Here is a 12,695-nt window from a genome sequence, read left to right on the forward strand (position 1 = left end):
TTAGGCTCACTCCTTTATTTTTACGATTGCTTCTGACCTTCGACAAACACAAGTGACTAAGTGATCATTAACCATGCCGACCGCTTCCATAAACGCGTAAATAGTTGTCGTTCCGACAAATTTAAACCCTCGCTTTTTCAAATCTTTCGCTAGCTGATCAGAGATTTCCGAATGGGTCGGTACATCGGATTGCTGCTCAAATTCATTAATGATCGGCTGATGATCGACATATCGCCACAAGAATGCGGAGAAACTACCATATTCTTGCTGGATTTTTAAAACTTCTTGGGCATTGCTGATCGCCGCTTCAATCTTTCGCCGATTGCGGATGATTCCTGGATTCATCATCAGTTCTTCCACTTTTTCTTCCGTATAGTTCGCTACTTTGGTGATTTCAAACTGATCATACGCCGCATCAAAATTCGCCATTTTATTTAAAATCGTTTGCCAGCTCAACCCTGCTTGATTCATATCTAACACCAATTTTCGAAACAACTGCTGATCCTCATACTCAGGTTTCCCCCAGATTGTATCATGATACTCCTGCATCGCTGGTGTACTGTTGGCCCACTCACATCGTTCCATTGTCCTCATCAGCTCCTTTTTGTTTATTTTATCATAAAAGACTTTACTTCCACTAGTGTACTACGTATACTAGTACACATAAATGAAAGGAGCTGATTTTGTGGTTCGTATTAACAAAGCCAGCAGCAAACCTTACTATGAGCAATTGGTTTTAAGTATCAAAGAAGATATTCTGAACGGTGTTCTAACCGCTGGAGACCAAGTGCCTTCGGTTCGTGAAATGGCCAAGCACCTGTTGATGAATCCAAATACCGTCAGCAAAGCCTACAAAGTATTGGAAAATGAGCAAGTGCTTGTCACCATCAAAGGAAAAGGCACCTTTGTGAAAGTTACTGAGGATCTGCCACGCGATGAGATTCGGATCTTACAAGTGAAAGAACGTTTGAAAGAATTGGTGATCGAAGCACGCCATCTACAGATCAGCATGCGTGAGCTGAGCGATTGGATGAATGGCTTTGAACAAGAGTTAGGAGGCGATCCACAGTGAAGATCGAACATGTGACCAAGAAAATGGAACAAACAATTATCTTAGAAAACGTGAACTTCTCTTTGGAAAAAGGAGAACTCGTAGGATTGATCGGCCGCAATGGTTCTGGGAAAACCACGTTGTTTCGGACGGTCGCTGGACATTATTTACTAGATGATGGCGAGATTTCAATCGATAACCAACGCCTAGATCAGCACCCGGAATTAAAAGAACAGCTTTTTTATATCGATGAAAAAGAAAACTTTCTGGCTGCCTACTCGTTAAAAAAAATCAATCAATTTTATCGGCTTGCTTATCCGAATTTTGATCAAAATCTTTATTTAGAATTGATGCAAAGCCATGGTCTGCCGCTAACGCTTTCTTACCGGCGAATGTCAAAAGGAATGCAAGGTCTTTATAAGATGATTCTAGCGATCGCCTCAAATGCGACGTTCTTACTGTTAGACGAACCTTTTGATGGGCTTGATGTGATCGTTCGTAAAAAAGTGATCGGACTATTGCTGGAAAGCCTCAGCGAGTCGAATCGTACCGCATTGATCGCTTCCCATAATCTAAATGAATTAGAGCATATTATTGATCGTGCCTTGTTGATCAAAGGGAAAACGATTGAAGGAGACTACCGTTTGGAAACAATTCGCGAACAATCTCGCAAACTCCAACTCGTCTTTCGCAGCAAACAGATTCCTCCCCTTATCAAGCAGCACTCCAAGCTGATTCAAAAACAAGGACGGGTTCTGACCGCTTTGTTTGACAATTACACAGAGGAGCTGGCGGCTGAGATCCATCAACTTGATCCTTTGGTTTTCGAAGAATTACCTTTGACTTTGGAAGATCTGTTTGAAGCAAATTTACGACAAGAGGCATTAGTGGAAGGATAGAGGTGGAAAACGATGTTAAGCAATATATTTAAAGAACGCTACGGCAAGCTGCTGATCGGCTTTTGTTTTGTCTTACTCTTAATGTATCTTGGTGATGGCTGGCAATCACAAAAAGCCTGGCATCAGCAAGAACGCTATTTGACATCTGAAGAATTTATCAAAGATTTCAACGAAAATCGAGAGTACTATGTCAAAAGCTACAAGGGTGAAACCCCGGTTTACTTTGATTCGGCAACAGAGTACCGCGATGCTGTATTGACGATCAGCAATGAGTCCCCTGATGAGATTTATTACAATCGCCCTTATATGACCACCATGAATCAATTTGTGATTGTCTTCCTGTTTATTTGGGGCTTCTTGTCCTTTTTTGTCGATGGCCGCACCAATTTCAATCGCTTTTTATTTGCTTTACCCTTTAGCAGAAAGCACGTCTTTCACAAGAAACTGCTTTTTATCGGCTTACCCTTGACCGCTTGTTTAGTCTTGGGTCTGTTAGGTCATATCCTGATCGAATACACGATGATCCCAGCTCGCTATCTCGCTGTGCCGCTTCAAGACGTGCTGCTTTCTGCCCTTAGTACCTTGGCAACGAATCTGCTAGTATTTGCTGCAGGTCTCTTGTTAGGCGTTTTGCTGGGGAATCTGTTTACTGGCATGCTCTCGGTCTTCTTCACTATTTCTCTAGGATCAATGGGGTATAGCTTTTTCCAATGTACCCGCGAGTTTTTTAGTTTTGTGTTTCTTGGTCATGGGGATTTTCTGATTCCTTTTCAAACGTGGATCGATTGGCCGCAAGGATATGTCTACCCTTGGTGGCTGCTGCTCCTTTACCTCGGCTTGAGCGGCTTGCTGATTCTTGCTGCCGAAAAAGTGTTCTCGAAAATCTCTTTAGAAAATGACGGTGATTATTTAACGATCCCTAAATTGCGCGCACCAGTTTATTGGCTGCTTTCTTTGGGAACCTGGTTCTATTTATCCATGATTTCTTATTACCCACTAGAAATTTTTTACCGTAATCTCTATGAGGGGTATGATGTCAGTCTTTGGAACATCGCCCTTCGGCTCGGTTTATTACTGGTTGCCTGCTTATTCATCAGTTTGCTGCTTGTCTATCCTAAAGCGCTGATGAATTGGTGGTACAAACGAAAAAACAAACAAATCAGTGGAATATAAAAAAGCATCCCTGCAACATGTTCTTGTTGCAGGGATGCTTTTAAGTTTAATGTCTAGGTTTGTCGTCGTCTTTTTTGTCAAAGAAGTCATTTACTTTACGAGAAACATCATCCGCAAAATCTTCAACCTTATCTTTGGCTTTCCCATATTTATTTTGGGTTTTGCCTTTTAATTCTTCGGAGTCATCTCCTGTAAGTTTCCCTTTTGTTTCGGTTACTTTTCCTTCAATGCGATCTTTGTTTGTCATCGTAAAAAACTCCTTTCATACTTGCTATAAATTAATAGTAGCACCATTTAACAGAAAGCACGAATGTTCTGCTTCTATCCTATTTTTAGAGGTGCTCGCAACGATAGTTGATCGCTATTTTTGACTCTTGGACGATTTGAGATATTCGGTAGAAAGCTGGCTTTCTCTATAAAAAAGGATGTTCTCTAGATGTTCTATTTGATGTTCTTTGAAGAAGTTCATTTAAAGAGGACGCTGTGAGCATAAAAAACCATGACCTGAAGAAGGCAATCTGAGGAGCTGCAGTTGCTAGAATTAGCAGGTACAGCTTCTCGATTTGGTGCCTTTTCAGATCATGTTTTTTAAATTACACAAAGATAAGGTTCAGTTCTCAGTTCCTATCAGTGTGAAACGATTATTTGCGTTTTTTCTTTTTCTTCTTTTGTTTCTTGACCATGCGGTTCATGGCCATTTTTCCAAGTTTCCCTTTGACCCCACCGCCAAACATTTGATCCATGCCAGGAATGTTCATATTTCCTTTACTCATTTGCTGCATCATTTTGCGAGATTCTTTGAATTGTTTGATCATACGGTTGACTTCGACGACACTGTTTCCAGAACCAGCAGCAATACGGCGGCGACGGCTTGGATTCAACAAATCAGGATTTTCCCGTTCAGCTGGTGTCATAGAATAAACCATGGCTTTTTGTCGAGCAATTTGTTTCGGATCAACTTTGACATTTTCGATACCAGGCATTTGACTCATTCCCGGAATCATTTTTAAGAGATCTTCAATTGGGCCCATGCCCATAACTTGATCGATCTGTTCGACAAAGTCATTGAAATCGAAGGAGTTTTCCTTCATTTTTTGAGCAAGTTCTTCTGCTTTTTTCTCGTCGTAATCTTGCTGTGCTTTTTCGATCAAAGTCAGCATATCACCCATACCGAGAATCCGACTAGACATCCGATCTGGATGGAATACTTCAAGGTCGGTCAATTTTTCACCGGTACCAGTGAACTTGATTGGAGCGCCCGTAACTTGACGAATCGACAATGCCGCCCCGCCACGAGTATCGCCATCTAGCTTGGTGATGACTACCCCTGTGATCCCCAGTTGTTGATTGAAGCTTTCCGCCACGTTGACAGCATCTTGTCCTGTCATCGCATCTACTACCAGTAAAATTTCATTTGGTTGTGCCAAGTCCTTGATTTGTTTTAGCTCTTCCATCAAGTTTTCGTCGATATGCAAACGACCCGCCGTATCGATCAAAACGTAGTCATTTTTCTTTTCCCGAGCCAAAGCCAATCCTTGGCGGACGATTTCAACTGGGCTGACATCAGTTCCCATATCAAAAACAGGTACATCCAATTGCTGCCCTAATACTTTCAACTGGTCGATCGCAGCTGGGCGGTACACGTCACCAGCGATCATTAATGGACGTGCGTTTTCGGTTTTGATCAAATGGTTGGCTAATTTCCCAGCAAAGGTGGTTTTCCCTGCCCCTTGCAAACCAGCCATCATGATGATCGTTGGGATCTTCGGTGATTTTTCGATCCCAACTGTTTCTGATCCTAATGTTTTGGTTAATTCTTCATCAACGATCTTAACGATTTGTTGCGCTGGAGATAGGCTTTCTAATACTTCTACCCCCACTGCCCGTTCACGGACATTTTTGGTAAACTCTTTTACAACTTGCAGATTGACGTCGGCTTCTAATAAAGCTAGACGAATCTCACGCATCATTTCTTTTACATCTGCTTCAGATACTTTTCCTTTTCTGCGCAGTTTGCTCATTGCCTGCTGGAGGCGTTCAGTTAAACTTTCAAATGCCATTTTTTTTCATTCCTTTATTCTTCAATTTCTTGGAGCTGTTGAATAAACCCCTGTAAGGTTTCGTCTTTTGGATAGTGGGTTTTCGTATACTCGCTTAGCTGATCCAGCAAGTCTTCCCGCATGATATAATCCGAAAACATATGTAGTTTTTTTTCATAGTCTTCTAAAATACGTTCGGTGCGTTTGATGTTGTCATAGACTGCTTGACGGCTAACTTGATACTCTTCAGCGATTTCTCCTAGAGAAAAATCATCTGCGTAATACAATTCCATGTAATTCATCTGTTTTTCCGTCAATAACGTGGAATAAAACTCAAACAACGCATTCATGCGATTGGTCTTTTCAATTTCCATTTGCTTCCTCCTGTTTTGCAAGCCATTCGACATCGGACAAAACAGTCATGCCTTGTTGTCGAAAATAGGCACAAGCGACACCGACCCCTGTTTTTTTGATTCCAGAAAAATTGCCATCATAAATCGTCTGACTGCCACAAGAGGGACTTTTCTCTTTTAAGATCAGTTGGGTGATGCCTTGCTCTTGTAATTTTTGATAAGCAATTTTCGCGCCTTTAGTAAATTGTTCCGTCACGTCTTCTCCTGAAATGGTGACGACCTTCGCTCGTTGCGCCCAAACATCCACCCCATCGCCACCGACGATTTCGGCCGGTTCGCGTGGAATCGGCAAGCCGCCAAGAACTTCTGGACAGACCATCATTGCTTGACCCGCACGAACAAGTTCGATCAATTGTGGTACTGCTTGATGTTTTCCATCGTAGCGGCAAAGGGCACCGCCTAGACACGCACTGATTCCAATCATTTAGCACCCTCAGCTTTCCTATGAAATCGTCCTTTATTATAGCATTTATTTAGTGGTTGCAATAGTACCAATTGTCTATTCATGCTAAAATAGGACTTGTTCGTTGAAATTTAATCGTTTCTTGAAAAAAAGAAACGAAAGGAGTCTATCATGAAAAAAATACTCGTTGTCGATGATGAACCTTCAATCGTCACACTTTTAACCTTTAATTTAGAAAAAGAGGGCTACCAAGTCGTTTCCGCCTCAGATGGTCAAAAAGCCTTCGACTTGGCGTTGTCAAAACCTTTTGACTTTATCATCTTGGATGTCATGCTGCCGAATTTGGACGGCATCGAAATCACAAAGAAATTACGGCAAGAAAAAATCGAGACACCGATCCTCGTCTTGACCGCAAAAGATGATCCGATCGACCGGATTTTGGGTTTAGAGATCGGGGCTGACGACTACTTGACGAAACCCTTCAGCCCTCGAGAAGTATTGGCTCGAATGAAGGCCATCTTCCGTCGCTTAGAACCTCGTCAACAAGCACGAGAAGAAGATCAACCTGCAGAAATCTTGCAAATCGGCGGAATTCAAGCCGATCTGACCAATTTCCAGGTCAGTGTGGATGGGGAGAAAATCTTCCTGACCCCGAAAGAGTTCGAGCTGCTGGTTTACTTTATGAAACGTAAAGGCCGCGTGATCGATCGCGATACCTTACTCAATCGTATTTGGAATTTTGACTTTGATGGACAAAGTCGCATCGTGGATGTTCACATCAGTCATTTAAGAGAAAAATTGGAAGCTGATCCCAAGCGTCCAGAATACTTGGTGACCGTTCGAGGATTTGGGTATAAATTTCAGGAGCCGACCCAATGAAAAAACGCTATGGCTATGGTTTATGGTCAATCGGTCTATTGCTGATTTTTTTCCTGTGTTGGCAAGTTCTAAGCAGTTTTTACCGTCAGCAAGTCATCGCCCAGCAAGTGGATTTTCTGCAAGAGAAAGCCGCTGTATTTTTGAATCTCTCAGATAACCAAACCGCAGCGCTCGAACAATTTGCCGATGCCTATGTTCAAGACAGCAATAGCCGCATCACTTTGTTAGATGATCAAGGCCAAATCATTTTCGATACTTATGATCATACCCTCCATGAAAACCGCTCCGATCGTCCAGAAGTTCAAGCCGTTTTGCGCGGAAGCGCCGTTGGTCAATCGTTGCGGGAAAGCGACACCTTGCATGAAGAATTGCTTTACGTGGCGATTCCTGTCAAAGAAGATGGAAACTTAACTCAAATCTTGCGGATCGCAGAACCGACTGCTGCTTTTTTTGCGAAAAACCAAGGAATCAAGCAATCGATCTTGATTGTCTATCTTGTCTTTTGTTTCTTGATCAGCCTGCTGATTTTTCACACGCTGCGTCAGCGGAATCGTCCAATCCAAACGATTCTGCCCGTCGTAAAAAAAATGATCACCTCGCCCGATCAACAAGCAATCATTATGCAAGAAACCCCTGAACATGATGAGTTGTATCAACTGATCAATCAGCTGAGCGAACAAATGAGCCAGACCTATCGTGCCTATGCGGCATCTGAACAACAGCTGTACGGCTTGCTCAGTGAACTGATGATCGGTGTCTTTATCATTAATGAAGAAAATCAACTGCTGCTGTTGAATCCGACGATGCAAGAACAGTTGGGGATGGAAACTGCGCCAACCTTGCCGCAGCCCTTCACTGAAGTGATTCATGACACACAACTGATCCAATTGATCTATCAATTTAACGACGAGACCCCTATTTTCCATGCGGAAACCACCCTTAGCGGAGAACGTTCAAAAGTCTTGGATGTTACCTTGCGAAGCTTCCAAGAAAACCAGTTGATTGGTATTTCTTATGACTTGACGCGCATCCGACAATTAGAAAAAATGCAAAAAGATTTTGTCGGCAATGTTTCCCATGAATTAAAAACGCCGGTAACTTCCTTGATTGGGTTTACCGAAACACTGCTGGACGGCGCCAAAGAAGACCCAGAAACATTGCAGACCTTTTTAGAGATCATTCAAAAAGATGCTTATCGCTTGAAAAATCTAATACAAGATATCATCCAACTGTCTCAAGACAGTGATTCTTTCCAGTATGTCGACCAACCGATCAACTTTTCTGAGCTGCTGCAACAAGTCGTTCAAACCTATGGTCCCGCAGCTGCTAAGAAGCAATTGACCTTTCAATTTGAAGGACCCGAACCCTTCATTTTATCTACCAAAAAAGAGCTGCTGCAGCCCATCGTAAAAAATCTGGTAGAAAATGCTGTCACCTATTCAAAACCTGGTGGTGTCATCACATTATCCTATTCAGAGCAAGACGACCAGCTGTTATTTCAAGTGCAGGATCAAGGCATCGGCATCGATGAAGAAGATCAGGAACGGATTTTTGAGCGGTTTTATCGGGTGGACAAAGCCCGCGCCCGCAATTCTGGCGGCACTGGACTTGGGCTGGCTATCGTTAAAGACTATACCAAATTATTAGGCGGCAGCATCAAGGTTGACAGTTTCCCCAAAATTGGTTCTACCTTTACGGTGACTTTGCCGCTTCATGAAAAAGATGATTATTGATAAAAAACAGCCGATAACAGGTGAATAATTGTTATCGGCTGTTTTTGTAGTTGTTTTTCATTACCAAATGAAGCACCAGCCAATAGCATCTTCTTGATGCTTTAAACACAAAAAAAGAAGGAGCATTCTCCTTCTTCGATCATTTCACTATTCAACATTCGTTACTTCGCCGTCTACACTGCGTTCTACTTTCATATCAGTGATTGGCAAGTAACCTAATTCAATAACGATTCCTTGTTGGACATCGTCTGTCATGATGTAATCAAGAAAGGCTTTGACGTTTGCATCTGGCTCGCCGTTCGTGTACATATGCTCGTAAGACCAGATTGGCCATTTGTTATCTGCAATATTTTCAGGAGTCGCTTCTACCCCATCAAGAGATAGCGCTTGGATCGAATCGTCCAAATAGGATAAAGCAAGGTAGCTGATTGCTCCTGGTGTTTCAGCAACGATTTTACGGACTGTTCCAGAAGAATCTTGCTCTTGTGTTTGGATCGTCTCTGCACCATCTAAGCCCCATTTTTCAAAGGTCGCTCTCGTACCGCTGCCTGATGCGCGGTTGATTACAGAGATTTCTTGATCTGCTCCGCCTAGTTCAGACCAATTCTTCACTTTGCCTGTAAAAATATCGATTAAATCTTGTTGGCTAAGGTCCGTAACGCCTGCGTCTTTATTTACCACTGGTGCCATACCAACTACGGCTACTTTATGGTCAACTAATTTGCTAGCATCCACACCATCTTTTTCATCCGCAAACACATCGGAATTGCCGATCGTCACCGCGCCTGCTTCTACTTGACTTAAGCCAGTTCCGCTACCGCCACCTTGAACCGTAATTGTATAATTGGGATTGTCTGCTGAGAAGCTTTCACCTGCTGCTTCAACCAAGGGTTGCAATGCCGTTGAGCCCACAGCTAAAATTTCTACATTTTCATTTGATGCGGCACCTGATGAAGATCCGCCTGATGCTTGACTGCTCTCAGTGCTTGCGCCACCGCTCCCACAGCCAGCTAATAATAATCCAGTTGCAAAAAATAAAAGTCCCAATTTTTTCATTTAGTAAATCTCCTTTCGTTATATGCTTAGTTTAGCAAGGCGGTGTAAACCCTTGATGGATTTCATGTAAAGAATCGATAAAGCGATGTAAATCTTTTGTAAAGTTCGTCGATTGCCTAAAAAAGCCCCCGCTGCATCCTTCAGAGGGGGCTTACTTTATCTAACACTTATGAACTAAAGAAACGTTTGTAGAATCAATTGCTTTGCATATAGCGTGTCAAGCGATCCATCGCTTCCACCAAGTTTTCCATACTTGCCGCATAGCTTAAACGAACATAGCCTTCTGCTTCGGGACCAAAGGCGATCCCAGGAATGATTGCTAATTGATTCTTTTCGGCTAAGTCGACACAAAAAGCCATGGAATCTTGGTTGAAACCTGCTGGTATTTTGGCAAAAATGTAGAATGCACCAGATGGCTTCGCCATTTCAAAACCAAGGGCAGTCATCTTTTCAAACAAGTAATCTCGGCGTTCACGGTAATCGGCTTTCATGACTTCTGCATCGTTGATGCCTTCGATCAATGCCCGCACTGCGGCTTTTTGAGAAATCGTTGATGCCGCGGTCACTAAGTATTGGTGGACCTTAATGATCTGAGCAGTCAACGCTGCTGGTGCAAAAATGAAGCCGACGCGCCAACCAGTCATCGCGTGTGATTTCGACAAGCCGTTGATCACGATCGTTTGATCCCGCAAGTATTCAGCAATGGACACATGGGTTTCATCATAAGTCAACTCACTATAAATTTCATCGCTAATAACAAAAACGGGGTATTTTTCTAAAACTTCTGCCAATGCTTTGACTTGTTCTCGGGTATAAACGACCCCTGTTGGATTGCTAGGATAATTTAAAATGACTGCCTTGACTTGGTTCCCATGTTCTTTTAAGGCTGCTTCCAAAACTTCTGGCGCTAAAACAAAGTCATTATCCGTCGTATCAAGATAAATCGGTTTGGCATGAGCTAAATGGATGACTGGTTCATAGCCTGGATAAATTGGTGCTGGTAGAATCACTTTATCACCAGGTTCTAACGTGGCTAATAAAGAAGCTGAGATTGCTTCCGTTGCACCGATCGTCACTAATACTTCTGATTGAAAGTCGTAATCAAGCTGATATTTATTTTTCAAAAAGAGACTGGCTGCTTGCCGAACATCTGCTAAGCCTGCCATTCCAGAATAGTGGCTGAAATTTTGTTCGATTGCTTGGACACCCGATTTTTTCACGTGCTCCGGTGTGTTGAAATCCGGCTCGCCTAACGTTAACTTTAAAATATCAGGAATTGAAGAAACCCGTTCATCAAATTTACGAATCAATGAAACAGCTATATTGTACACTTCGTGATTGAAGCGTTGGCTTACGTCTGCCATAGTATCACTCCTTTGAATTAAGCAAATTCATTCGCTATTGTTGTTAATCCTAACACAAAAAGGCGACGATTTTAAGCAACGGATGAAATTTATCTACTAACGATAAATTCGTTTGTTTATTTACAAACGAAATCAACTTATGTTAGTATATATCTAAACAATAAAAGGAGAACCCAAAATGAAACCTTATCAAGAGTTTACCATTTCTGATTATCAGCAAGGATATGTCGCAACACCAACGGATTATTGTTGCGTCTTTTGTCAGGAGACCTTCGACAAAGAAGAAATCTATCCCGTTGATGGCGCCTTTTTTACAGCAAAAAAACGAATGGTGCAGCATATCACTGAGCATCACGGAACCGTTTTGACCGCATTGTTGGCTTTACCCAAAGAACAAACAGGCCTATCAGAAAGCCAGCAGGAGATTTTACAACTGTTTGCCCAAGATGTTAGCGATACTGTGATTGCCCAGCGCTTAGGTATCTCTTCTTCGACTGTCAGGAATCATCGCTTTAAACTAAAAGAAAAACAGCGACAAGCGACTGTTTTTTTAAGTATCATGTCCTTGTTGCAAGATACCCCGTTGCTGCCGCCTCACAAAGGGGCGACGATGCTTGATGATCGCTATGCCATTACGGCTAGTGAAAGAGAAAAGATCATTGCTACTTATTTTGATGAAACGGGGTTTATCAAACAGTTTCCCAGCAAAGAAAAGCGCAAGATCGTTGTCTTGAGTGTACTGGCACAAAAATTTGATCCGAAGAAAAATTATTCAGAAGCTGCCGTCAACGATGTATTAAAGCAAGCGATCACCGATTACGTCACTGTCCGACGTTATTTGATCGAATACGGATTTATGCAACGGACGAAAGACGGGAAAACTTACTGGCTGACTTAAAACCTAGTCTGTAACTGGCTGGAACTTTTGTTGGTTGGATGAGCAATATCTTTCACAGTTTTAAAAAAATTAACAAGCTCCAGTATTTTATAGAAAAAAAGACAAAGTACGAACACATCCGTACTTTGTCTACCGTCTGAAACGCTGGGACAAGTTCCAGCGTTTATTTTTCTTTTAGAAAGATTTTTTTGATGATCAATTTATCAAATAATTGCGTTTGATTGTCTTGTTCTCCAATGACTTCAGCGGTCACCGATTTACCATCTTGTTTTTTACGTAGCTGGTAAACGATCTTGCCTGTTTCTTTCAATTCGTTCACCATGTCAACGACACCGCCAAAACCAGTTTTACGAGTGATGAACCCTAACGCCACCATTCGCTCATCTAAATTTTTTGCCGAGATGCTCGCACCGGTGATCAGCGCTTGCCGCATGATTTGTAAGAATTCCTCTAGCCCTGCCACTGGCGGCTGTTCGGGTTCTTCTTCCATCATCGGTCGCTGACGCAAATAATCTAATTCCTGCAATAACGTTTCATACTGCTCTTGTGTCAACATGACCCCCGCCACTTTTTCACGATTGAATACATATACTGCTGTTCCTGCTTCTCGCGCTTGATTAAATACATCCATCGGAGATTTTTTTACTTCAGTAATTGAAGTAGTGGGAACATCCAATTTCTTCAGTTCCATAATCAACGTCCTCCTTGTCTCAACGAACACATTATAGCATAAATTTAGAAGCAGATTATAGAGGTATTTCACTGCTCCTAGGAAAAGAAACAAAAA

Annotated in this window: 14 protein-coding genes; 6 read left to right on the forward strand and 8 right to left on the reverse strand. The window is 42.3% G+C overall.

All coding sequences use genetic code 11. From position 1 onward, the window contains the following. Nucleotides 1–6 precede the first annotated feature (6 nt). Nucleotides 7–585 (reverse strand): DNA-3-methyladenine glycosylase I, encoded by a 579-nt coding sequence (locus tag IGI82_RS13005; protein WP_087627807.1) that lies wholly within the window; start codon nucleotides 583–585, stop codon nucleotides 7–9. Nucleotides 586–685: 100 nt separating this feature from the next. Here IGI82_RS13005 and IGI82_RS13010 point away from each other — a divergent pair, with 100 nt between their 5' ends. Genes IGI82_RS13010 through IGI82_RS13020 form a run of 3 tightly spaced genes read left to right on the forward strand, consistent with a single transcriptional unit; the run spans nucleotide 686 to nucleotide 3,123 of the window. Further along, nucleotides 686–1,072, forward strand: a complete 387-nt coding sequence (locus tag IGI82_RS13010; RefSeq protein ID WP_005228910.1) for a GntR family transcriptional regulator — start codon at nucleotides 686–688, stop codon at nucleotides 1,070–1,072. Next, nucleotides 1,069–1,950: an ATP-binding cassette domain-containing protein gene (locus tag IGI82_RS13015; RefSeq protein WP_087627808.1), complete on the forward strand. Its 882-nt coding sequence runs from the start codon at nucleotides 1,069–1,071 to the stop codon at nucleotides 1,948–1,950. The genes IGI82_RS13010 and IGI82_RS13015 overlap by 4 nt, the downstream gene beginning before the upstream one ends. Before the next feature lie 12 nt (nucleotides 1,951–1,962). Further along, nucleotides 1,963–3,123 (forward strand): ABC transporter permease, encoded by a 1,161-nt coding sequence (locus tag IGI82_RS13020; RefSeq protein ID WP_074536045.1) that lies wholly within the window; start codon nucleotides 1,963–1,965, stop codon nucleotides 3,121–3,123. Between the two features lie 46 nt (nucleotides 3,124–3,169). Here IGI82_RS13020 and IGI82_RS13025 read toward each other — a convergent pair whose 3' ends face one another. From IGI82_RS13025 to IGI82_RS13040, 4 genes are all read right to left on the reverse strand, one after another. After that, nucleotides 3,170–3,370 carry a CsbD family protein gene (locus IGI82_RS13025; RefSeq protein WP_005228904.1) on the reverse strand — a complete coding sequence of 67 codons (201 nt, stop codon included), beginning with the start codon at nucleotides 3,368–3,370 and terminating at the stop codon, nucleotides 3,170–3,172. A gap of 394 nt (nucleotides 3,371–3,764) precedes the next feature. Then, a complete protein-coding gene (gene ffh, locus IGI82_RS13030) occupies nucleotides 3,765–5,183 on the reverse strand; it encodes a signal recognition particle protein (RefSeq protein WP_005228902.1) in 1,419 nt (472 codons plus the stop codon). A gap of 14 nt (nucleotides 5,184–5,197) precedes the next feature. After that, on the reverse strand, nucleotides 5,198–5,536 hold the full coding sequence (locus IGI82_RS13035; RefSeq protein WP_005228897.1) for a putative DNA-binding protein: 339 nt from the start codon (nucleotides 5,534–5,536) through the stop codon (nucleotides 5,198–5,200). Continuing rightward, nucleotides 5,526–5,999 carry a DUF523 domain-containing protein gene (locus tag IGI82_RS13040; protein WP_016608717.1) on the reverse strand — a complete coding sequence of 158 codons (474 nt, stop codon included), beginning with the start codon at nucleotides 5,997–5,999 and terminating at the stop codon, nucleotides 5,526–5,528. Before IGI82_RS13040 ends, IGI82_RS13035 begins: the two co-directional genes overlap by 11 nt. Nucleotides 6,000–6,149: 150 nt before the next feature. Here IGI82_RS13040 and IGI82_RS13045 point away from each other — a divergent pair, with 150 nt between their 5' ends. Then, entirely contained in the window at nucleotides 6,150–6,857 is a 708-nt protein-coding gene (locus IGI82_RS13045) for a response regulator transcription factor (protein ID WP_005228895.1), read from the forward strand. Beyond that, nucleotides 6,854–8,590, forward strand: coding sequence for a two-component system histidine kinase PnpS (pnpS, locus tag IGI82_RS13050; protein WP_087627809.1), 1,737 nt, complete (start codon nucleotides 6,854–6,856; stop codon nucleotides 8,588–8,590). Before IGI82_RS13045 ends, pnpS begins: the two co-directional genes overlap by 4 nt. Nucleotides 8,591–8,737: 147 nt before the next feature. Here pnpS and IGI82_RS13055 read toward each other — a convergent pair whose 3' ends face one another. Together IGI82_RS13055 and IGI82_RS13060 are read right to left on the reverse strand one after the other, a co-directional pair. After that, nucleotides 8,738–9,646, reverse strand: coding sequence for a phosphate ABC transporter substrate-binding protein PstS family protein (locus IGI82_RS13055; protein ID WP_016608721.1), 909 nt, complete (start codon nucleotides 9,644–9,646; stop codon nucleotides 8,738–8,740). A gap of 194 nt (nucleotides 9,647–9,840) precedes the next feature. Next, on the reverse strand, nucleotides 9,841–11,010 hold the full coding sequence (locus tag IGI82_RS13060; RefSeq protein WP_015510142.1) for a pyridoxal phosphate-dependent aminotransferase: 1,170 nt from the start codon (nucleotides 11,008–11,010) through the stop codon (nucleotides 9,841–9,843). A 178-nt stretch (nucleotides 11,011–11,188) separates the two neighbouring features. Between IGI82_RS13060 and IGI82_RS13065 the strand changes: the two genes are divergently transcribed. Then, the gene (locus IGI82_RS13065; protein WP_016619828.1) at nucleotides 11,189–11,908 is read left to right on the forward strand and encodes a DUF2087 domain-containing protein; all 720 of its coding nucleotides are present in this window, start codon (nucleotides 11,189–11,191) and stop codon (nucleotides 11,906–11,908) included. A 163-nt stretch (nucleotides 11,909–12,071) separates the two neighbouring features. On the opposite strand, the gene IGI82_RS13070 is transcribed toward IGI82_RS13065, so the two are convergent. Beyond that, nucleotides 12,072–12,599: a hypothetical protein gene (locus IGI82_RS13070; RefSeq protein ID WP_010749742.1), complete on the reverse strand. Its 528-nt coding sequence runs from the start codon at nucleotides 12,597–12,599 to the stop codon at nucleotides 12,072–12,074. Nucleotides 12,600–12,695 lie beyond the last annotated feature (96 nt).

Origin of the sequence: Enterococcus sp. AZ067 (assembly GCF_051715005.1) — a bacterium.
Lineage (GTDB): Bacteria > Bacillota > Bacilli > Lactobacillales > Enterococcaceae > Enterococcus_D > Enterococcus_D casseliflavus.

Bases quoted from the DNA above. Each gene is read 5' to 3' on its own strand.
- IGI82_RS13065 (WP_016619828.1), top strand. From the start codon at position 11,189: ATGAAACCTTATCAAGAGTTTACCATTTCTGATTATCAGCAAGGATAT.
- pnpS (WP_087627809.1), top strand. From the start codon at position 6,854: ATGAAAAAACGCTATGGCTATGGTTTATGGTCAATCGGTCTATTGCTG.
- IGI82_RS13040 (WP_016608717.1), bottom strand. From the start codon at position 5,999: ATGATTGGAATCAGTGCGTGTCTAGGCGGTGCCCTTTGCCGCTACGAT.
- ffh (WP_005228902.1), bottom strand. From the start codon at position 5,183: ATGGCATTTGAAAGTTTAACTGAACGCCTCCAGCAGGCAATGAGCAAA.
- IGI82_RS13070 (WP_010749742.1), bottom strand. From the start codon at position 12,599: ATGGAACTGAAGAAATTGGATGTTCCCACTACTTCAATTACTGAAGTA.
- IGI82_RS13035 (WP_005228897.1), bottom strand. From the start codon at position 5,536: ATGGAAATTGAAAAGACCAATCGCATGAATGCGTTGTTTGAGTTTTAT.
- IGI82_RS13055 (WP_016608721.1), bottom strand. From the start codon at position 9,646: ATGAAAAAATTGGGACTTTTATTTTTTGCAACTGGATTATTATTAGCT.
- IGI82_RS13025 (WP_005228904.1), bottom strand. From the start codon at position 3,370: ATGACAAACAAAGATCGCATTGAAGGAAAAGTAACCGAAACAAAAGGG.
- IGI82_RS13045 (WP_005228895.1), top strand. From the start codon at position 6,150: ATGAAAAAAATACTCGTTGTCGATGATGAACCTTCAATCGTCACACTT.
- IGI82_RS13005 (WP_087627807.1), bottom strand. From the start codon at position 585: ATGGAACGATGTGAGTGGGCCAACAGTACACCAGCGATGCAGGAGTAT.
- IGI82_RS13020 (WP_074536045.1), top strand. From the start codon at position 1,963: ATGTTAAGCAATATATTTAAAGAACGCTACGGCAAGCTGCTGATCGGC.
- IGI82_RS13060 (WP_015510142.1), bottom strand. From the start codon at position 11,010: ATGGCAGACGTAAGCCAACGCTTCAATCACGAAGTGTACAATATAGCT.